The 21,806-nt window shown below is 42.4% G+C and carries 14 protein-coding genes; 5 read left to right on the top strand and 9 right to left on the bottom strand.

Annotation, left to right across the window (positions count from 1 at the left end; genetic code table 11):
- Positions 1–16: 16 nt before the first annotated feature.
- The 6 genes from BWD42_RS12795 to prfB all read right to left on the bottom strand — a co-directional run bounded on the left by BWD42_RS12795 (position 17) and on the right by prfB (position 9,929).
- Complete coding sequence (locus tag BWD42_RS12795) at positions 17–3,430, bottom strand: TonB-dependent receptor (RefSeq protein ID WP_175992052.1); 3,414 nt, start codon at positions 3,428–3,430, stop codon at positions 17–19.
- Between the two features lie 238 nt (positions 3,431–3,668).
- Positions 3,669–4,784: a FecR family protein gene (locus tag BWD42_RS12790; RefSeq protein ID WP_077436765.1), complete on the bottom strand. Its 1,116-nt coding sequence runs from the start codon at positions 4,782–4,784 to the stop codon at positions 3,669–3,671.
- A 97-nt stretch (positions 4,785–4,881) separates the two neighbouring features.
- Positions 4,882–5,424 (bottom strand): RNA polymerase sigma factor, encoded by a 543-nt coding sequence (locus BWD42_RS12785; protein WP_077436764.1) that lies wholly within the window; start codon positions 5,422–5,424, stop codon positions 4,882–4,884.
- A gap of 221 nt (positions 5,425–5,645) precedes the next feature.
- Positions 5,646–6,947 carry a nucleotide sugar dehydrogenase gene (locus tag BWD42_RS12780; protein ID WP_077436763.1) on the bottom strand — a complete coding sequence of 434 codons (1,302 nt, stop codon included), beginning with the start codon at positions 6,945–6,947 and terminating at the stop codon, positions 5,646–5,648.
- 39 nt (positions 6,948–6,986) lie between these two features.
- Positions 6,987–8,432: a glycosyltransferase gene (locus BWD42_RS12775; RefSeq protein WP_217700072.1), complete on the bottom strand. Its 1,446-nt coding sequence runs from the start codon at positions 8,430–8,432 to the stop codon at positions 6,987–6,989.
- A gap of 413 nt (positions 8,433–8,845) precedes the next feature.
- Positions 8,846–9,929 (bottom strand): peptide chain release factor 2 gene (gene prfB / locus BWD42_RS12770; RefSeq protein ID WP_139351147.1). Its coding sequence is split into 2 segments (ribosomal slippage): positions 8,846–9,868 and positions 9,870–9,929, totalling 1,083 coding nucleotides; the frame shifts between segments, so codons are not numbered across the junction.
- Positions 9,930–10,332: 403 nt separating this feature from the next.
- Between prfB and pgi the strand changes: the two genes are divergently transcribed.
- A complete protein-coding gene (gene pgi / locus BWD42_RS12765; RefSeq protein ID WP_077436762.1) occupies positions 10,333–11,982 on the top strand; it encodes a glucose-6-phosphate isomerase in 1,650 nt (549 codons plus the stop codon).
- A gap of 116 nt (positions 11,983–12,098) precedes the next feature.
- Here the strand turns inward: pgi and BWD42_RS12760 are convergent, their stop codons facing one another.
- Positions 12,099–13,994, bottom strand: a complete 1,896-nt coding sequence (locus BWD42_RS12760) for a heavy metal translocating P-type ATPase (RefSeq protein WP_077436761.1) — start codon at positions 13,992–13,994, stop codon at positions 12,099–12,101.
- Positions 13,995–14,159: 165 nt separating this feature from the next.
- On the bottom strand, positions 14,160–14,501 hold the full coding sequence (locus tag BWD42_RS12755) for a phage holin family protein (RefSeq protein ID WP_077436760.1): 342 nt from the start codon (positions 14,499–14,501) through the stop codon (positions 14,160–14,162).
- A 312-nt stretch (positions 14,502–14,813) separates the two neighbouring features.
- Between BWD42_RS12755 and BWD42_RS12750 the strand changes: the two genes are divergently transcribed.
- The 4 genes from BWD42_RS12750 (at position 14,814) to typA (ending at position 20,094) form a co-directional block, all read left to right on the top strand.
- The gene (locus tag BWD42_RS12750) at positions 14,814–15,239 is read left to right on the top strand and encodes a DUF2147 domain-containing protein (protein WP_077436759.1); all 426 of its coding nucleotides are present in this window, start codon (positions 14,814–14,816) and stop codon (positions 15,237–15,239) included.
- Positions 15,240–15,413: 174 nt separating this feature from the next.
- Positions 15,414–16,661: an ABC transporter permease gene (locus BWD42_RS12745; protein WP_077436758.1), complete on the top strand. Its 1,248-nt coding sequence runs from the start codon at positions 15,414–15,416 to the stop codon at positions 16,659–16,661.
- 358 nt (positions 16,662–17,019) lie between these two features.
- Positions 17,020–18,210, top strand: a complete 1,191-nt coding sequence (gene kbl, locus BWD42_RS12735; protein WP_077436756.1) for a glycine C-acetyltransferase — start codon at positions 17,020–17,022, stop codon at positions 18,208–18,210.
- A 78-nt stretch (positions 18,211–18,288) separates the two neighbouring features.
- Positions 18,289–20,094, top strand: a complete 1,806-nt coding sequence (gene typA, locus BWD42_RS12730) for a translational GTPase TypA (RefSeq protein WP_077436755.1) — start codon at positions 18,289–18,291, stop codon at positions 20,092–20,094.
- 211 nt (positions 20,095–20,305) lie between these two features.
- Here typA and BWD42_RS12725 read toward each other — a convergent pair whose 3' ends face one another.
- A complete protein-coding gene (locus BWD42_RS12725; protein ID WP_254846229.1) occupies positions 20,306–21,718 on the bottom strand; it encodes a SusD/RagB family nutrient-binding outer membrane lipoprotein in 1,413 nt (470 codons plus the stop codon).
- Positions 21,719–21,806 lie beyond the last annotated feature (88 nt).

Below are 21,806 nucleotides of genomic sequence, written 5' to 3'. Positions count from 1 at the left end.
TTTTTAGATTTAGAGATTAAAGATTTACATTCAGACCAAATGTATACGTCCGCTGGAATGGATATGCAGCTTGCGCCCTGTTACCTGATCCTATCGATTCCGGATCCAATTTCACCTTAATATGAGAGATCTCAAAAACGTTTTCTGCACTGAAGAAGAAACGTACTTTTCGCAATTTGATACGTTGTAATACAGATTCTGGTAGCGTATAGCCAAGCGTAAGATTTTTTACCCGCATATAAGCACCATTCTGCATATAACGTTTGTTTGGAATACCGAGCTGTTGATAATTATCTTCGGCAGAGTAAGCACGCACAGCAGGGAAGTAGCCAATTTCGTCTTTAGATTTCCAATGATCGCCATTTTGTACCGTTGGATTTGTCCAAGGTTGAGCATAGACACCCCAGAAGTAGATGTTGGAAGCTCCCGGATACCAGTCACGCTTACCTATACCCTGTAAGAATACGCGTAAATCAAAGCCTTTCCATCCTGTGGAGAGATCCAAACTATAAGGTAGCCTTGCACTGTTATTACCAACAATATGCATATCGCCGGCGTCATCCACCGTCTTTTTGCCCATATCCACTTTGCCATCTCCATTTAGGTCAGCAAAGACAGGATCACCGGCATAGAACTTATAAGATTGATCATCCGTTCCCATAGCAGACTGTTTGGAGGCAGCTGCGGCAGCATCATCTTCAAAAAAACCAACGATGTCCGCACCCCAGATTTCACCAATTTCCTTCCCTACATAATGTCTGTCCCATTGATCGCCTAAGGATTTTGTCGGATTATCAAAACGGGTTATCCATGAACGGCTATCCGCCAGTGTAAAGGCGACATTATACCAGAATGGAGAACCGCTTAGTTCCTTGCTGTCACGCCAGCTCAAACGCAACTCCCAGCCTTTTGTTTTTAAGTCACCGGCATTTTGTACGGGAATCTTTGCCCCAAATGGTCCCGGCAATTCTTTGCCCGGTACCAACATATCCTTGGTATAACGGGTATATTTATCAAAGTTGACGCCGAGCTTGTTATTGAAAAATCCCATATCAATACCCGCATTGACCGTTTGGATTGTCTCCCAAGTGAAATTATCCGAAACAGCCCGCGGAGCATAGACAGCCGGTGGTTTACCATTCCCCAGGATGTAGTCGGCTAGTTTATTGTCCATAATTGGCATATATGGATAGGCATCGTAATAAGGGAAATCAGCATCATATCTGAACAATTGGTTGCCCAAAGATCCATAAGAACCCCTGATTTTTAGGAAATCCATTGCCAGCGTATTTTTCACCGGTTCGAAAAAATTCTCCTTGGAGATTACCCATCCAGCAGAGGCCGAAGGAAAGAAACCCCATCTGTTATTCTTCGGAAAACGGGACGAACCATCAAATCGACCATTGAATTCTGCCAGATATTTATCTTTATAACTATAGCTGACGCGGGCAAATATACCCTGTACTGCCCAGTCTTTAATACGTTCATCTTTTGAGATATTTCCCGTCGCACTTCCGATGGAAGGCACCGTTGTGGAGATGAGATTTAATGCCTGTATGTAATTGTAGTTGTTGTAGTTGTACTCCTGGTTATAACCTGCAAGTGCCTGTAAATAATGATCCCCAAAATTTTTATGAAAATCAGTGTAGATATTATAGACATTATATCGGGTGAGATCATTCTCATTTCTTGCATAGGTATTCGAAAATGTTGGCGTTAGAATAGCCTCTGGTCCCGTTTTGTACTTCGAGGGAACATCATATGATCTTTTTAATCCTGAGCTGCGTCTGAAAGTAGCATCGGCATTTAAGTCCCAGATCCCTTTGATCAACGCGGCCTTTGCGGAGAATGTGGTTACAAATTCGTTGATACGATTATCATTACGCCCACCTTCTTGTAATGAACCTAATACCTGTGCACCAGCTCTTGTCCAGCTACCATCCGGATTTCGGGGTACATCGAGCGAGTTGGTTCGGTTTACTCTCCAGAAAAAGCTGTCGCCCGCATCCAAAACTACAGGGGTATCATAGTTCATGCTGGTAAGCAATGTATTATTAGATACCTGTAGCCAGTCGGTAACATCAAAATCTACCTTACCTCTGACATTGTAACGCTTGTAAACATCATTTCCATATTTTAAAAGCCCATCTTGTCTATAGTAATCACTGGAGAGGTAATAGCCGATTTTATCCGACTTTTTGGCAATACTTAAGTTGGCATTATAGGTTGGAGCAGTTTTATTGTAGGCCTCTTTCAGCCAATCCGTGCTTCCCGTATATACCCAGTCCTGACCATTATCGGATAGTGTTACCGCAGGTAAAGAAGGGTCCAACGAACGTTTTTTTGCATATTCACGAGCAGATTCCGGATACGAGTTGTATAAAGGTTTTCCGGCTTCGTGTTTAATGGCCATTACTTCGTAAGGGTCAGTAATGAATTCAGGGAGCTTGCCTAAAGTTCTATAGCCAACATTGGTGCTGAAATTCACATCAAGCTGACCGCTCTTCGCTTTTTTTGTGGTGATTAATACCACCCCAAAACCACCACGGGCACCATAAATCGCGGCTGAAGCAGCATCTTTCAATACCGACACGGATTCGACATCATTTGGGTTGATACGTGCAACTTCATCCGGAGAGTAGGGGATATTATCGACCAAAATTAACGGTGCTCCACCATTTAGACTGGTAAATCCGCGTACGTTAAATTCAGGATTTGTGGAAGCACGGCCATTGGAAGTGGTAATATTTAAGTTGGGGATTAATCCTTGAAGTCCAGCGCCAAGATTTGCAATCGGACGGCTTTCCAGTTGTTTTGAAGAGATCATATCAACAGCCCCCGTTAGGTTCACTTTTCGCTGCGTACCGTAGCCGACAACAACAACCTCATCCAACTGTGAGTTGCTCGCCTGTAGGGTCATGTTGACTGTACGTTGACTGCCTATCTGCACACGCGCTGTGGTATATCCCATATATTGAAATACCAATACAGCGTTTTCCGGTACACGGAGTTTAAACTGGCCATTGGCATCAGTTTTCGTCGAAAGTGTAGTATGTCCCTCCACAGATACGGTAACACCGGCCAGGGCAGATTCTGTACTACGTACAGTACCTGTTATTTCGATATCTGTGCGTTGTTTTTCTGAAATGACGATCGTGTTGTTAAGAATCTGATAGGTCAGGTTCTGACCTTTAAGAACCTTGGATAGGGCCTGTTGTATAGGGCCGTGATCCATTTGGATACTCACAGGCTGCAAACTGTTCAATAGTTTTTCGTCATAGAAAAAGCGGAGGTCAGTTTGTTTTGAAATTTCTTGCAAAACTTTCTCTATCCGTACTTTTTTCAAAGAAAGATTGACAGTCTGTGCTGTTCCCGAAGCATGGGCTCCAAGTGCGAGGGAAAGCAAGGAAAGGGTGCTTAACTTTATCATACATAAAGTTTTAAAGGCTGGAGGGATACGGAATCCCCGATCTTTCTCCTGCCTTTTTAATGGAGAAAAAAAATTCATAAATTAGAATGATTTTTAAGGTTTTAAAATTTCTGTTGGTAATCAGTAAAATAAGCCTTGAATTTAACCGGGGATGCGTCAACATCCCCTTTTTTGTTAATCGCAAGGCGCTAAAGTTGATGTCTATACCATAGGCCGTTTAATATTTGGGTAATTAATCTCATTGTATTATAACCTTTCGTCCGATAATGTCAAATTTGCGCCCCGTGGCCAGAGCCAGGATCTGCAATACCTCTGAAAGTCTACTATTTCTGCTGATAGAGCCTTTGTAAGTCGAATTTGTGCCAATTGTTTCCAAATTTTCAAATTCAACATTATACCATCGGGCGATCTGAAGAGAAATATCGCTAAAATTGCTGCCATCGAAATAAAATTCATCCCGTTGCCAGGCTGTATTTTTAGCCAGGTCTGTGGTGGTGACTTTGATATCGTTTGTCAGCGATGTGGTTGCCTGTTGACCGGGCTTGATAATCATTTGCTTACCTTCCTTCAGGACTTTCACGCTACCCTCCACTAATGATGTAGCGACCTCCTCGTGATAGGCATTGACATTAAAAGTTGTCCCGAGGACTTCAATTGTGGTACCGTTGGCATTGATCCGGAAAGGTCTGTTTGCATCTTTTGCTACCTCAAAATACGCTTCTCCCGTTAAAGCAACTTGACGTTGATCGGACTCGAAATGTGTAGGATACGACAATTTTGTGGAAGCATTCAACCATACTTTTGTGCCATCTTCAAGAATAACCATATAAGAACCAGCTTTAGGAACATCAACAAGAAAATTCTTTCCCTGTTGATCGGATGATTGTTCAAGCCGCTGAATGAACGGGTCGGCTAGTGTATGTTCTTCCCCTTTTGCTGTGATGATTTTGGCATAATGCCCTCCGGGTAGGATATCGTTGTGAAAGGTCTTGTCATGTGAAGGCACCTCCGCGGCCAGTTCCTGCAGCCTGTGATCCGACGGGGACAAGCTGTTATACATCCACAGACCAAAGCCTGAAACGGCCACCAGCATTGCCGCTACCATCCATTTGGAACGAAACCAGAGGGGGCGGCTGACGGTAGGGGTAGATTCACCAAATAGTTGTTCCTCCAGTCTGGTATTGATACGTGGTGCTAACCCCGCGCGGTATTCCTTTGTTAACGGCTCCTCCTCGGGATGATCCTGCGCATAAAACCAGTGAAGAACCTGTTGTTCTTCTTCTGGCGTACACTGACCTTCCAGATATTTTTTGAGCAAAGCTTTAGCTTGATCTGACGATTCTTGTTCCTTCATACAGACCTATAATCTGTATAGGGGAATAATAGTACCGAAGAAAATTACGGTAATTTTGTAATCCGCTGTAAATGAGTGTTATATTTTTTATGCTCCGTTATTTAAAACGAAGTTTAAGCCATCCGAGGGCTAACGAAATATTGTTTTTGACGGTTTGCTCGGATAGGGCTAGTTCCGAAGCAATATCTTTGATGGACATCGCTTCCTTTCGGCTGAGTGAAAATGCTGATTTCATTGTTGTTGGCATTTTTTCTATTTCTGTGTCGATCAATTGGGCTAATTCTTTTGCCAGTAGTTCCTCCTCAGAGGTTGGAGAAGTCGATTCTTCTTGGAAATTTGCCAATAGTTTTTCGGCACGGACAATTTTCTTTTGTTCATTTATTGTCCAGTCGATAATCTTATACTTAGCGGTTTGAAATAGATACGGATATAGCGAGTAGGCTATTGTAATATGAAGACGCTGATTCCAGAGTGAAACAAATACTTCCTGCAAAATATCTTCGCTGTCTTCAATACAGGAAACACGGCGCTGAATGAAACGGAAAAGAATGTCTGAATAGCGATTGACTAATTCAGAAAAAGCATAACGGTCATCCGCTTGAATTCTAGTGAATAGCTCGGTGTCGTCTAACTGTTCCATAGGTACCGCAATTTGTGCTAAATATCTCTTAGTTTAATGAGGTCAAATTTATAATTGTGGTGTTAAGTTAATATTAAAAACAAAAGATTTGATGCTATTTTTTAAAACAAACGATTGCATAACCTGCATTTATAACAAAAACAGTCAGTTTTCTCGTTACTTAAAGAGAAAACTGACTGTTTAGAAGAATGTTGTCAGAAATATGCTAAAAATATACGGTGCTACAAGCGAGCGTCTACTAAGTTTCGATCCAGTATTCCTTTGATATCGAATACAACCGATGGATTCTTTTTTAAATTTTTGAGGTCAAGCTGTAAAAATTCCCGATGTCCAACAGCAAGGATGATACTATCATAATCGCCTGTCTGGGGGAGAGTTTTTAGTAAATCCAGACCAAAATGTTTTTTTAATTCATCGGTGTTTACCCACGGGTCATAAATATCAACCTCCAGACCAAATTCTTTCAAATCCTGAATCATGTCAACCACCTTACTATTGCGGATATCAGGACAGTTTTCTTTAAAGGTAACACCCAATACCAAAGCTTTGGCGCCATCAAATTTGATGTTCTTCTGAATCATCAATTTGACGACCTTTGAGGCAATAAAAGAAGCGACCTGGTCATTGACTTCCCGCCCCGATAGAATGACATGGGGATGATAGCCTAATTGTGTTGCCTTTTGAGCCAGATAATAGGGATCTACCGAAATACAATGCCCACCAACCAAACCGGGTTTGAAACGGAGGAAATTATACTTTGTACCGGCAGCATCGAGCACATCCTGTGTATCTATGCCCACGCGGTCAAAGATCAGGGCCAGCTCATTCATAAAAGAGATATTGACATCGCGCTGTGCATTCTCAATCACTTTTGCTGCTTCGGCGACTTTGATTGACGGTGCCAGGTGCGTACCCGCGTGAATAATTTTTTTATAAAGACCATCCACCACAAATCCTGCGGCAGCAGTACTGCCTGAAGTTACTTTCATCACTTTTTGCAACGAATTCACCTTATCGCCAGGATTTATACGCTCAGGGGAATATCCAACAAAGAAGTCCTGATTAAATTTTAATCCTGAGTTCTTTTCTAAAACCGGAATACACTCTTCTTCAGTACAACCGGGGTATACGGTGGATTCATAAATAACCAGATCACCCGCTTTTAGGAGTTCTCCGATCATTTTGGAAGCCGCCAACAGTGGCGACAGGTCCGGTGAGTTATAACGATCTATGGGTGTCGGTACAGTGACAATATATACATTGGCATCAGCGATATCTTGAACGTTTGCACTTGCATCATACCCTTTGCGCTGTTCCGATGTTGTAAATAAGTTCCGAGCACGCATCAGCTCATCTTCGGGAGTCTCCAATGTACGGTCTACACCCGCCTTAAGTTCGTCAATACGTGTTTTGTTGATATCGAAGCCGATCACTGGAAAGAATTCAGAGAAAGCTATCGCTAAAGGCAATCCCACATAACCCTGACCAATGATGGCAATTTTTTTTATCTGAAAGTCTGTCATATTTATATTTAAAGTAAAGATACATTCTTTACATCGAAATTACCCCCTTGTCAACCAACCTCTACGTCCAGCAGTAGCGATGGCGTACGGAGTGATCCAAAATAAACTAAATGCGTAGAATATACTGTAGCTATATGCCCAGAATGCCTCTTTTGCGTTGGAGTTTTTAGATGCAAAGAAATAAGCCTGAATGCTTGAAAAAATAAGGATTCCTACCAAAGTCGAACTTAAAAACATCAACGGATAGTGAAATACCGTCCAAAGCATCAGCAACATCATGGGGTAGGAAAGTAGTACTTTCTGCCATTGCATGATCAATAGGATACGTGCGCCCCATTTTGGTCCTTGACGGAAGTTTTTAAAGGCAAACTGGCTCATCATAATGTTTTCACGCACATTGCTTCGTTCCCAACGGATAAACATTTTATATAAATTCCTATAGCGTACAGGTGTATCAGTGTACACTAATGCGTTGGACTGAAACAATACATGATATCCCTGTTTCAAGATCATATTGGTCATGGCACGATCTTCACCAATATCTGACGGCTGTCCCATAAACGTTTGGTTAACCCAATCTTCAAGACAGTTCAGCACAGCTTCCCGGCGGTATCCGGATAATGCGCCTGGGGTACACATCACGGTGCCCAACATGCTCTGAGCCGAACGTACAAATTCAAAGCTGAACACGAAGCTCACATTCAACATACGTGGTATAATAGCCTTTTTATTGTTCAGTACCCGCACGTTACCCGCTACAGCTCCACATTCCTGATTGGTTACAAAAGGGCTGGCCATGTTACGAATAGTATCTTTATTGACCACAGAGTCACTATCCACTGTGATAAATACCTCTCCCGTACCTAATTTAAAACCACGGTATAATGCATGGCGTTTACCCATATTTTTGGGTTGTTGGTAGATCTCTATACGATCTCCTAACTCCATTTTAGCACGTTGTATCCACGCGAAGGTGTTATCCTTACTTCCGTCATCAATGGCGATAATCTGCAGTTTCTTTTCCGGATAATCGCTACTTGCCAAGCTATGCAAGGTATCGTAAACCAATTGTCCTTCATTATAAGCCGGCACGATGATCGTACAGGTCGGCAGTTCCTCATCTGAGACCGAGGCAATCGGCTTATATTTGCGATGGAGTACAACTAAAAATAGTAAAAAGCTAATTGCGACAACCGCTAAAAATATACCCAAGCCAATTAAAAATGTCCCCCAAATACTGTCTAAACGTTGAAAACGTAAGGCGTCAAAATCTGGCTGGAGCATATATACACCAAAGACTGATGCAAATAGTGTAAAAAATGTCGCTCCAAAAATTAAGTATTCTTTTGTTCCAAAATTGCTTTCTTCGACTTTATCTACTGCCGTCTCAGATTGCTGCTGTTCTTCATTTACGTCGTACATGGCAGGTTTCCATTGTTTAGTCATCTGCGCCGATACGATTGAGTTTTCTTTCATGTAATTCATAGCCGTTCTATTTTTAGATATGCATTCTTCTTTTTTATTTTTTAGCGGACTCAAGCGAGGAGCCTTTTGTAATGAAAATATTACGAATCCATAAACGCAAAATACATGCCTTTATTTTGTGCCAAAAATTGAGGTAACCAGCTATTTGTAACGTTCTTGATACATTACGTTGTTTTGTAATTCGTTGATATTCAACTTGTTTTATGTGTGATAGTTTTCGATTAACCAAAAAAATAGTAGGCTATGCCGCAGGTGGACATTTAAGATTTTTTAACGTTTTCAGGGATTTTGTTAAGAGAACTTGACAGTGTAGTGCCAAGAATGTATCCGAAAAAAGGCAGTGATTTGCATGAAAAAGGGGGGATCAGACCTGACTGATACCCCCTTTAACTTGATGGATTTTTCGCGATGGGTTAACCGCCAAATTCCATTAAATAATTTTTTAAGAAATCATTGAGGTCCCCATCCAACACGGCTTGGGTATTTGATGTTTCGTAATTTGTGCGTAAATCCTTGATCAATTTGTAAGGGTGTAAGACATAGTTACGAATTTGCGATCCCCATTCTATTTTCTTCTTATTTCCTTCAATTGCTGCAGTGGCTTCTTGCCTTTTGCGCATTTCGATCTCGTATAATTGCGATTTCAATAGGCGTAAGGCATTTTCCTTATTTTGCAATTGCGACCTTGTTTCCTGATTTTTTATAATAATTCCCGTGGGTTTATGATGCAGTCGGACCGCCGTTTCTACTTTGTTTACATTTTGGCCGCCCGCACCGCCCGAACGGAAAGTATCCCATTCAATCTCTGAGTCTTTGACGTCTATTTCGATATTGTCGTCAATCAGCGGATAAACATAAACTGAGGCAAAAGAGGTATGTCGTTTTGCATTGGAGTCAAAAGGCGAAATGCGAACCAGTCGATGTACACCGTTTTCACCTTTCAGGTAGCCGTAGGCAAAATCTCCGGAAAGCTGCAGCGTTACACTTTTGATTCCCGCAACATCTCCCTCCTGAGAATCCTGCTCGGTGACTTTATACCCATTTTTTTCGCCCCACATGATATACATGCGCATCAACATGGCAGCCCAGTCACAGCTTTCTGTACCTCCCGCTCCCGCGGTGATCTGTAAGATCGCATCCAGCTGATCCTCCTCTGCACTGAGCATATTTTTGAATTCCAGTTCTTCGACCTCTGCCAATGCAAGCTTATACTGATCGTCCAGTTCCTTTTCGCTTGCATCTCCGGACTGAAAAAACTCGTACATCACATAGGTATCTTCAACCGCAGCGGCTACCGCGTCAAAATGATCTGTCCATACTTTCTGGTTTTTGATGGCCTGCAGTATTTTTTCTGCAGCTTTGGAGTCATCCCAGAAGGTCGCCTCTAAGGTAAGCGCTTGATCTCTTTCTATTTCTTCTTTGCGGACATCAATGTCAAAGATGCCTCCTCAGGGAAGTAACACGATCCCTCAAGTCTTGAATTTGTTCTTTTGTCATATCTGCTAATGTATAAATTTTTTAGTAATAAATTCGTCGTCCTGGCTAAAATTCGCTGTGGTATTTAATAAGCTTATTGATCGCTATACGGACAAATGCTAAGATAAAAAGGGAAGGAACTAAGATTACGGAATTTTGTAAAGTTCCCAGCGCAATTGGATAGCAATAAAGTTAGATAATCTTGTTGGACAAGTCGAAGGTAGAGAACCACGGGTAAAAGACCGGTGGAAAGCGAGTCTAGTACGCAATACTGGCTAACTTATACAAATATTTGACCTTTTTTTTTTAGTTTTGGTATCATCAATTGTATCAACCTTCACTGAACGATCTGTGCCGGGGGGAATGAAAAAATACCGAAGGTTTTTATTCGCATTTTAAAACAAATAATTTCAACAAAAACAGTATGTTTCCAAAAATTAATTTTACGACAACCAAAGCCTACCAATATCTGGTAGATCATTATATTGATATCAATCAGCAGGACCTACGAGAGCTTTTTGCAGCAGATCCACAACGATTTGAGAAATTTTCAATTCTTTTTGAGGATATTCTCTTAGACTATTCTAAAAATCGTGTAAACGAGGAGACAATGGCACTGCTGATCCAGTTGGCCAAGGAGTGTCAACTAGATGAAGCAATAGCAGCCATGTTTGCCGGCGAAAGGATCAATGTGACTGAAAACAGGCCCGTTCTGCATACGGCATTAAGAAATCAATCGGATCAACCTGTCTTCGTCGACGGGAAAGATGTGATGCCTGCTGTTAAAAACGTGTTGGCTCAAGTGAAAGCTTTCACAGAAAAGATTCTCTCCGGCGAATGGAAAGGGTATACAGGCAAGGAGATCACAGATGTGGTCAATATTGGCATTGGGGGTTCTGATTTGGGACCCGTCATGGTCACTGAAGCTTTAAAAGCTTACAAAACTAGACTGAATGTGCACTTTGTCTCCAATGTGGATGGAACACATATTGCCGAAACCCTAAAAGCAGTCGATCCAGAGACAACCTTGTTTCTGATTGCATCCAAAACATTTACCACCCAAGAGACCATGGCCAATGCGCACACAGCCAAGGATTGGTTCTTGGGCGGCGGGGCAGGCCAGGAAGATGTTGCTAAACACTTTGCCGCATTGAGCACCAATACGGAGGCCGTGAAGGCTTTTGGAATAGACCCGCAAAATATGTTCGAATTTTGGGATTGGGTTGGCGGACGTTATTCCCTATGGTCTGCAATTGGACTTTCCATTAGCTTAGCGATCGGCTTTGATAATTTTGAAGAGCTTCTCAAAGGCGCATATGATGCCGATGAGCATTTCAGGACCAGCGCCTTCGAGGAAAATATTCCGGTAATATTGGCTTTGCTTGGTATATGGTATAATAATTTCTTTGAAGCGGAGAGCCATGCAATCCTTCCTTATGATCAGTACTTGCATCGTTTTGCGGCTTATTTCCAACAAGGAGATATGGAGAGCAACGGAAAATATATAGACCGGAATGGAGAGCGTGTAGATTATCAGACTGGACCGATCATTTGGGGTGAGCCTGGGACAAACGGACAACATGCCTTTTACCAATTGATCCACCAAGGCACAAAACTGATCCCATGTGATTTTATCGCACCAGCGAATAGCCTGAATCCGATCGGTAATCATCATCAGCTTTTATTATCTAATTTCTTTGCACAGACTGAGGCCCTGATGAATGGTAAAACTGAGGCAGAGGTTGTTGCGGAACTGCAAAAAGCAGGTAAGTCGAAAGAAGAGGTGGAAGAATTGAAAGCCTATAAGGTATTTGAAGGCAATCGGCCGACAAATTCTATTTTATTGAAAAAAATGACACCACGTACATTAGGCCGACTTATTGCATTGTACGAACACAAAATTTTTGTGCAGGGTGTGATCTGGAATATCTACAGTTTTGACCAATGGGGTGTTGAACTTGGTAAACAGCTTGCCAACAAGATTTTGCCTGAATTGGGTGACAATAATCCCATCAGTAGCCATGATTCTTCTACCAATGGCCTGATCAATACCTATAAATCTTGGCGCGATTAGGACGAACGAAGCATACCTGACATTTAACAATAGGGATATCCTTACATAACAACAAGCGGCTGATTTTTCAATGTCAGCCGCTTGTTGTTTATCCATTCTCTTGTAGAACCATTTCTTTATACCGTTTTATTTTGGATACGGATTGCATTTAGGATCGCCAGGAGTGCCACCCCAACATCGGCAATAACAGCCTCCCAGAGTGTCGCAACCCCTCCGGCGCCCAAGATCAAAACAATTATTTTTATACCCATCGCCAGGATCACGTTTTGCCAGACAATATTGCGGGTAATCTTACCGATTTTGATCGCAGATAAAATTTTATGGGGCTCATCATTCTGTATCACGACATCCGCCGTTTCAATGGTTGCATCTGCGCCTAATCCGCCCATTGCTATACCTACCTGCGCTAGCGCGACGACAGGAGCATCATTGACGCCATCCCCGGCGAAAGCAACATTTCGCCCTTCGTTGATCAGTCCCTGTACATGCTTCACTTTGTCTTCTGGTAAAAGGTCACCATAAGCTTGGTCAACCCCCAGCTCCTTTGCAATCTCGTTTACTACAGCCTGCTTATCGCCGGACAACATGACTGTGTATAGGCCCTGTGTCCGCATAGCGGAAATAACCTCTTTTGCCCCTGGCTTATTTCGATCGGCAACAGTAATGTAGCCCACATATTGATTCTCTATTGCTATGACTACAATGGAATAAACAATTTGCTTTATTTCTTCCGGATACGGAATGCCAAACTTGTCCATCAGCTTCGTATTGCCCGCTAGGACAAGCTTATTGTTGACCTTGGCTTTGAGGCCATGTCCCGCGATTTCTTCTATCTCTTCCGTTGTAAAGGAAGCATTTCCGGGATGGTAGTTGGCAATTGCCTTGGCAATAGGATGGGTAGAATTTGACTCAATGGCTGTGGCGTAATCCAGCAATGTTGCCGTTTGCCCATTGACGGCTTTGACCTCTTTTACTTCAAAGACTCCTTCGGTGAGGGTACCCGTTTTGTCCATAACGATGGTGTCAACAGCAGTGATGGCATCGAGGAAATTACCCCCCTTGAACAATATGCCATTTCTCGAGGCCAATCCTATTCCGCCGAAGTAACCTAAGGGGATCGAAACGACTAATGCACAAGGGCAACTGATGACCAAAAAGACCAAGCTGCGGTAAAACCAGTCTCGAAAGCTATAGTCATTAACAACAAATAGGGGGATGATAAGTACCAGAAGCGCCAGCGCGAAGATAATCGGAACATAGATTTTTGCAAACTTTGAGATAAATAGCTGTGTTTTGGATTTTCGCGCAGTAGCATCCTGCACCATCTCCAATATTTTGCTCAATTTGCTATCCTGAAACGAGCTACTTACAGCGATTTGGGAAACGGTCTCCAGATTTATCATGCCGGCAAAAACAGCCTCGCCCTTATATTTGGTGTCTGGTTTGCTTTCCCCTGTAAGCGCTGCGGTATTGAATGCGGCCCTCTCATTGACCAGTTTGCCATCCAAAGCCACTTTTTCACCGGCTTTGACGAGAATGACTTCACCAATTCCGACCGTCTTCGGATTGACGTCTATTTGTTCCCCATCACGCAGCACAGTGACCTTATCTGGGCGGATATCCAGCAATGATTTGATGGATTTTTTTGCATTGTCTACCGCCGTGTCCTGAAACCATTCACCGATCTGATAGAATACCATTACTGCGACCCCTTCTTCAAATTCGCCTATGGCAAAAGCGCCTAGCGTCGCGACACTCATCAGAAAGAACTCATTAAAAAAATCGCCACGTTTGGCCTTTCGAAAAGCCATTTGGAGAACTGGAATGCCGGCTAATAAGTAAGCAATCCCGTTTAGAAGGAGCGAAGCATAAAATGGAGGACTGATCTTAAATGCGTATTTGAGTATCAGCAGGCTGATCAATAGGAGAAGTGCAATAAGGAGTTTGCGTTGCGAAATCCACCAGGGGGTCTCTTTTTCTGTATGGCTATGCTCGTGATTGTGTTCGCACATATATTGAGGGATCTATTTAAATACTATAAATTTAGCGATTTTAAGCTTAAAAAGCGAGGCGGACTTTAATAAAAAGCACTCTCCGTGGATTCCCCGAACGCTCAAACAAAAACGGCTGTTTTTCAAATCGAAAAACAGCCGTTTCTATATGCGGTAAATCTAATTTTAGTCTTTTGAAGTGCTGCCGATGATCATTTCCAATATAGCAACAACGATGGCAAATAAGGCCGCAGTCCAGAATCCATCCACATTAAACTTGTCTCCAAGCAGTGAATCTGAAAGTAAGACCATAAGGACAGTGATAATAAAAGAAACCAGACCCAGTGTTAGCCAGTTCAGAGGAAAGGTGAACAGCCTCAAGATGGAACCTACAGTAGCGTTGACAAATCCAATGACCAATCCTGTGACGATAGCCCAGCCAAAACCGGCAACTTGGGCTCCCGGTATGAGCCAGCAAGCGACTGCGACGACAACTCCGGTGAGTAAAAGACTAATAATAAATTTCATAATATGCGCTAATTTATAAACTGTGAATAAAGTAATAATATAAAAACTATCGTGCAAACGCGATGCCAAAATTTAATAGATGCTTGTTGATAAATAGGTCTTCGTGTACTCGCTGTTCAGATTTTTGTTAGATCTAGTTCATTAAACCAACAATGAATCTAAGCGTCTATTTAAATAAATCGAAAACACGACAAATAAATATATGCGAGCATAGTAAATATTTTGTATATTTATTCATGTTAATAAATGAGATAGCAGCGATCATTTTTAGTTATCACTTATAATTAGTTATCACTTATAAATAGTAAACCAATGAAGAAAATTATGATGTCATTCATCATGTTACTAGCTACAGTAACATTGTTTGCACAAACAGATCCGATTATCGGAAAATGGGAAAACCCAAGTGGCGAGGGGCGTGTGGAAATTTATAAAAAAGGGGATAAATTTTTCGGTAAACTCTATTGGCTTAAATTTCCGAACAATGAATCGGGCCAGCCCAAGAAAGACGTAAAAAATCCGGATAAAGCACTTCAGGCTAGAGCTGTCCAGGGCTTGGAGATCCTGACCAATTTTGCAAAAGATGGAAATACCTATGAAGATGGAAAAATCTATGATCCAAAAACAGGAAAGACCTACAGCTGTAAAATGACGTTAAAAGGCGATAAACTTGATATACGCGGTTACGTTGGCGTCAGCTTATTGGGCCGGACTGAAACCTGGAAAAGGATCAAATGACAGACAAATGGATAGCGAAAGCGATTCATATCAAAAGCTATAGCAGATCAATACAAACCTTCTTGATGGCAATGATCTGTTATAAAAAGGCAATTTATTCCATTAGGATAAATTGCCTTTTGGTTTTGTGCAGGAATAACAGTATTTTCATCTGCAAATTATAAAAATCGCCGTATGTCCGTAAAAATGTCTTATGTTGAAAATGTCAAACTTGCGCTGCAATCTATCGTAGGCAATAAGTTGCGGACATTTTTAACGGCATTGATCATTGCGATAGGGATGATGGCTTTGATTGGTGTATTGACATCTATTGATGCCATGAAAAATTCGCTGACGGATTCCTTTTCTTCGATGGGCTCCAATTCATTCAATATCCGCAACCGGGGACTGAATGTACAGATCGGTACCGGCGGCACCCGGTCGAAAGTATTTGCCAATATTACCTATGCGCAGGCGGCAAGGTTCAAGCAGAACTTTCATTTTAACGCAACGACCTCCATCAGTGCCAATGTAACCTGGAATTCAACGGTAAAATTTCAATCCAAAAAGACCAATCCCAATATTGGCCTCATCGGGACCGACGAAAATTATCTTCAGACATCAGGTTATGTGGTCAGCGAAGGACGCAACTTTTCTGCTCGAGATGTAGCGACGGGTGGCGCAGTGATTATTATTGGTAGCGAGGTCAGTAAAACACTTTTTGGAGAAATCATAGATCCGGTCGGGCAGTTTATTACGGTCAATAATATCCGATACCAAGTAATCGGAGTGCTAAAAAGCAAGGGTTCTTCTGCAGGGATGGGTGGGGATAGAGCTTGCTTTATACCCTTGGTGAAAGCCCGGTCAGTGATGCAAGTGGTGGAGCCATCCTATGTGATCACCGTCTCTTCTAATGATCCAATGCGCTTGGAAGCAGCAATTGGAGAGGCCTCCATTGTTTTTCGAAATATTCGTGGTCTATCCGCCAGACAGACCAACGATTTTGAGATTACCAAATCCGATGCTGTCGCACAGATGCTGATGCAGAATATGGCCATGGTAACCCTGGGAGCTGTCGTGATTGCTTTTATTACCCTTGTTGGCGCATCCATCGGGTTGATGAATATCATGTTGGTATCGGTTACCGAGCGGACGCGGGAAATTGGTATCCGCAAGGCGATCGGGGCGACACCAAGTGTGATCCGCAAGCAATTTCTGATGGAGGCCATCGTCATCTGTATGATGGGCGGTGTCGCAGGTATATTTATCGGAATCCTGATCGGTAATTTATTGGCGCTACAACTGGGGACATCTTTTATTATCCCCTGGGCAGCCATTATTCTCGGATTTGCAGTTTGCGGTCTGGTGGGAATGCTATCCGGTTATTATCCGGCTTCCAAAGCGTCGAAATTGGATCCTGTCGACGCACTTCGTTACGAATAGACAAAACCGGCATTTATCCACCATATAATTCACCCAAGAAGAGAACAAAAGTTCAAACCTAACAGGTCAGGGGCGGGGCTTTCCTCAGCTGCGCATAATTCCGGGCTAGGCCCATACTTTTAAGTTGTCGCGTTGCAAACAGATTGTTTTTATGCTGCCAATGATCCAATGCAGTTTGCTCGTTATCCCCGCATAATAGTTCATTTTTCGTTGCGAAAGGAAAGAAATCAATGCAGGATGTAAATTTGTGCAAACGGTTTAATGTTATCAAAACATTGATTTGAGGTGAATTCTCAATAAACAGGCTGTTTCCACCAAAGAAAAACTGTAATATTGTATAAAAAAATAAAATCAAATTATGTACAATACATTACAACCAGTTTTAGAAAAGGAATTGGAAGCAATCAAAGAAGCGGGATTGTATAAACAAGAACGGGTGATCGTTACTCCTCAAGGAGCAGACATCAAAGTAAGCACAGGACAGGAAGTTGTCAATTTTTGTGCGAACAATTACTTGGGCCTGTCTTCACACCCCAAAGTAATCGAAGCTGCAAAGAAAGCGATTGATACACACGGATATGGCATGTCATCTGTACGTTTTATCTGTGGTACCCAAGATGTGCATAAAGAATTAGAAGCAAAAATTTCCCAGTTCTTAGGAACAGAAGATACAATTTTATATGCAGCGGCATTCGATGCCAATGGTGGAGTTTTCGAACCTTTGTTTGGTGCTGAGGATGCAATTATTTCCGATGAATTGAACCACGCTTCGATCATTGATGGGGTACGTTTATGTAAAGCACAACGTTTCCGTTATAAAAATGCGGATATGGCAGACCTGGAAGCACAGCTGCAGGCAGCATCGGGAGCAAGACACAAAATCATCGTGACCGATGGAGCTTTCTCCATGGACGGATCAGTAGCGCCATTGGACAAGATCTGTGACCTGGCCGACAAATACCAAGCTTTGGTGATGATCGACGAATCACATTGTACGGGCTTCATTGGAGCTACCGGTCGCGGGACACATGAACTTTTCAACGTGATCGATCGTGTAGATATTATCACTGGAACTTTAGGTAAAGCCCTTGGTGGTGCCTCCGGTGGTTTCACTTCGGGTAAAAAAGAGATCATTGATTTGTTACGTCAGCGTTCACGCCCTTATTTATTTTCAAATACATTGGCTCCGGCAATCGCAGGTGCTTCTGTTGCGGTATTGGATATGTTGAGCGAGACAACAGCGTTGCGTGATAAACTGGAATCCAATACAAAATATTTCCGTGAAAAAATGACAGCGGCAGGATTTGATATCAAGCCAGGTTTCCACCCGATCGTCCCTGTGATGCTTTATGATGCAAAACTTGCACAAGAGTTTGCTGCCAAGATGCTGGACGAAGGTATTTATGTGATCGGCTTCTACTATCCTGTTGTACCTCAGGGAAAAGCCCGTATCCGTGTTCAGATTTCTGCAGGACATGAGCTTGCGCACCTGGATAAAGCGATCGCCGCCTTCACCAAAGTAGGTAAGGAATTAGGTGTAATTAAATAAAATACACATAGTTATAAATTTTATGGTGCAAAATGATTATCTTTGCACCCTAAAATTTTATAAAAATATTCTTGCTCAATGCAAAACATTAGAAACATTGCGATCATCGCTCACGTCGACCACGGTAAAACTACGCTTGTAGACAAAATTTTATATTTTACCAATCAATTCAGAGAAAATGAAAATGCTGGTGAATTAATCCTAGACAATAATGATTTAGAGCGTGAGCGCGGAATCACTATTGTATCTAAGAACGTATCAGTAACATATAAAGGTGTTAAAATCAATATCATTGATACTCCTGGTCACGCCGACTTTGGTGGTGAAGTGGAGCGTGTATTGAAGATGGCCGATGGTGTTGTATTACTTGTAGATGCTTTTGAAGGTCCAATGCCTCAAACGCGTTTCGTTACAGGTAAGGCACTTGGATTAGGTATCAAACCTATCGTTGTTGTCAATAAAGTCGATAAAGAAAACTGTCGTCCAGAAGAAGTATACGAAAATGTTTTCGATTTATTCTTCAACTTGGGTGCTACCGAAGAACAATTGGATTTCCCAGTATTGTACGGTTCTTCAAAACAAGGATGGATGTCTACAGACTGGAAAAACCGTACCGAAGACTTCACGGATCTGTTAGAAGCAATCATCAAATATATCCCTGCTCCAGTGGTTACTGAAGGTACTTTGCAGATGCAGGTAACATCTTTGGATTACTCTACCTTCGTAGGGCGTATCGCTATCGGTCGTATCGCTCGGGGTACAATCAAAGAAAACCAGCCCGTATCATTGGTAAAACGTGACGGAAAAGTGGTTAAATCACGCGTGAAAGAACTTCAGGTTTTTGAAGGTTTAGGCCGTATCAAAGTGCCAGAAGTACATGCAGGTGATATCTGTGCCGTCGTTGGTATCGAAGGTTTCGATATCGGTGATACCATCGCAGATTTTGAAAATCCAGAGCAATTGGAAGTTATCAGCATTGATGAGCCAACAATGAACATGTTGTTTACAATCAACAACTCTCCGTTCTTTGGTAAAGAAGGTAAATTGGTAACATCGCGTAATATCTATGATCGTTTACAAAAAGAATTAGAGAAGAACTTGGCATTGCGTGTCGTTCCTACCGAATCTCCTGATGCTTGGTTGGTATATGGACGTGGTATCCTTCACTTATCTGTATTGATCGAAACAATGCGTCGTGAAGGTTATGAATTACAGGTAGGACAACCTCAGGTTATCGTGAAAGAAATCGACGGTCAAAAATGCGAGCCTATCGAAGAGCTTGTTGTTGATGTTCCTTCTGATGTTTCCGGGAAAGTAATTGAACTGGTCACACAACGTAAAGGTGAATTGTTGATCATGGAAGCTAGAGGAGATATGCAACATCTTGAATTCTCTATTCCTTCTCGTGGTATCATTGGCCTACGTAACAACGTATTGACTGCAACCGCTGGTGAAGCTGTAATGGCGCACCGTCTGAAAGGTTACGAGCCTTGGAAAGGTACAATCCCTGGTCGTTTGGCGGGTGTATTGATCTCTTTGGATACAGGTTCAACTACAGCATACTCGATAGATAAATTGCAAGACCGTGGTCGTTTCTTCGTAGATCCAGGAGTGGAAGTATACGAGGGTCAAATCTTGGGTGAGCACATCCGTGATAACGATTTAACAATCAACGTGACCAAAGGAAAGCAATTGACAAATATGCGTGCTTCCGGTTCTGATGATAATACACGTATTGCTCCGGCAATCAAATTCTCTTTAGAGGAATGTATGGAGTACATCCAGGCAGATGAGTATATTGAGGTAACACCGCAATCGATGCGTCTACGTAAGATCTATTTGACGGAAAATGAGCGTAAACAAAATGCGAAAAAATTCCAATAATCATTAGATAAGGATAATAAGATAAAAGCCATCGAAATATTATTTCGATGGCTTTTTTATTAGTTTTTGGTTTTGCGTCGAAAGCAGATCTATGCCGCCAATTTTCGATGGCATACTACTTCCAAAGCAAAATGTGTGGAATTAATACCTGTCCTTTTTAATTTTTTCTTCTTTGCATGCTTCAATCAAGCAGAGCAAGTAATCCTATCTATTATTTAATAGACCATATCACATCATTTTGCGTATCCGATCCGTTAAACTGACGTTGCAAAGCCTCCTTTAAATGACTTTCGTTTGTGCTATATTCGTTTTTCGGATAGGCCCAACGTTTAGGAATCTGGTTGTTGTTGGCGTTTGCCGGACCTACATTGAACTCCGGGATACCGGTACGTCGTTGCTCAAAAAAGGCCTGTTTGCCCGAATTCTCAAAAAAAGCGACATATTTCTGGATAAGGATCTGTTTCAAACCTTCCGGATTATTCCCTTTGTAAGGATAAGCCCTTAAAAAGGCTTCAATCTTCTCTGGGGAAATACCATAGGACTGCATGGACTGTGTTATACCCGCTTCAAATCTGGATTTTGCATCAGCATTGCTCCAGCCGCGGTTGATCCCTTCGGCAAGCGCAAACTGTACTTCAGCCGCTCCAAGTTGAATGGAGGGTAAACCCGAAGGCGAGGCGAGCCAATAATCAAAATTGATCATGGATAGCAGACCTTCAGTAGCCTGTTTCAAAAGTGTACTTTGTAAATCACCTGTTTTACCGCCTTGATAAGCTTCGAAAGGTTTGGCCGGATCAAATGGCAAAGCAGTCGCTGGTAATGCCTGAACGAGCAATCGTGGATCTCGGGTTGCCTTTAGAATGTCCAGATAAGTTGCCCCCAGGGTGTTCCGCACATCTTTTTTGATAATCACTCCGTCAGTAGGCCAGAGCGGATAGGTATTGATCGAATTGTATTGCAGTTGAAAATTGTCCCGATTGTCAAGAATCAGCGGGAATTTTGACGGATTGGCCAACATCTCCGCAAATCGCTCTTTAATACGTAGTGCTGGACTGTCATCGGCGCGTTTACTCAGGCTTAACAGGATACGCAACTTCAGGGAGTTGACCAATTTCTGCCATTGTTCCGTTTTTCCGTTGTAAAAGAAATCACCCTCCAGTAGGGTGCCTTTCGCTTTGAAATCAGCCAGTTCGATATTGGCCTCCTCCAGCCAGGAGAGCACCTGTAGATAGACTTCCTGCTGCGTATTGTACCGTGGGGCAAAGTTGTTGTTGGTCTCCCCCTGGAGGGCATCTGCCATTGGGATATCACCGAACATTTCGGTTGTCCGCGTAAAAAAATAGGCTTTGAAGAACTTGGCCAGCGTGAGGTAAACAGCTCCTAATTCGGGTGTTTTCGCCGCTTCGATTTCCATCCGATAGACATCCCGCAGCACGCCATAAGGTGTATCAAAGGAGCCTGTAGTCCAGCTGTAGGGTTGTCCGGTATAATAGGCCTCATTTTGGGTCATGAACTGATTGTACCGATGGTCTTCGCTCCAGGGTGCGTCATGAGCGCGCATTAATATTCCGGTAAACAGCAGCTTCGGTGCTGGATCATAGACGGCAGCAGGATCCTTTTGCAAGTCCTCGATTTTTTTACAGGAGCTCAGTGTACCCCCCAAGACTAATAAAAGTAGAATTGATTTAAAGCATTTCATAGTGGAAAATATC

This window comes from Sphingobacterium sp. CZ-UAM (assembly GCF_002000245.1).
Lineage (GTDB): Bacteria > Bacteroidota > Bacteroidia > Sphingobacteriales > Sphingobacteriaceae > Sphingobacterium.
This window is presented reverse-complemented; position numbering and strand designations above follow the sequence as displayed.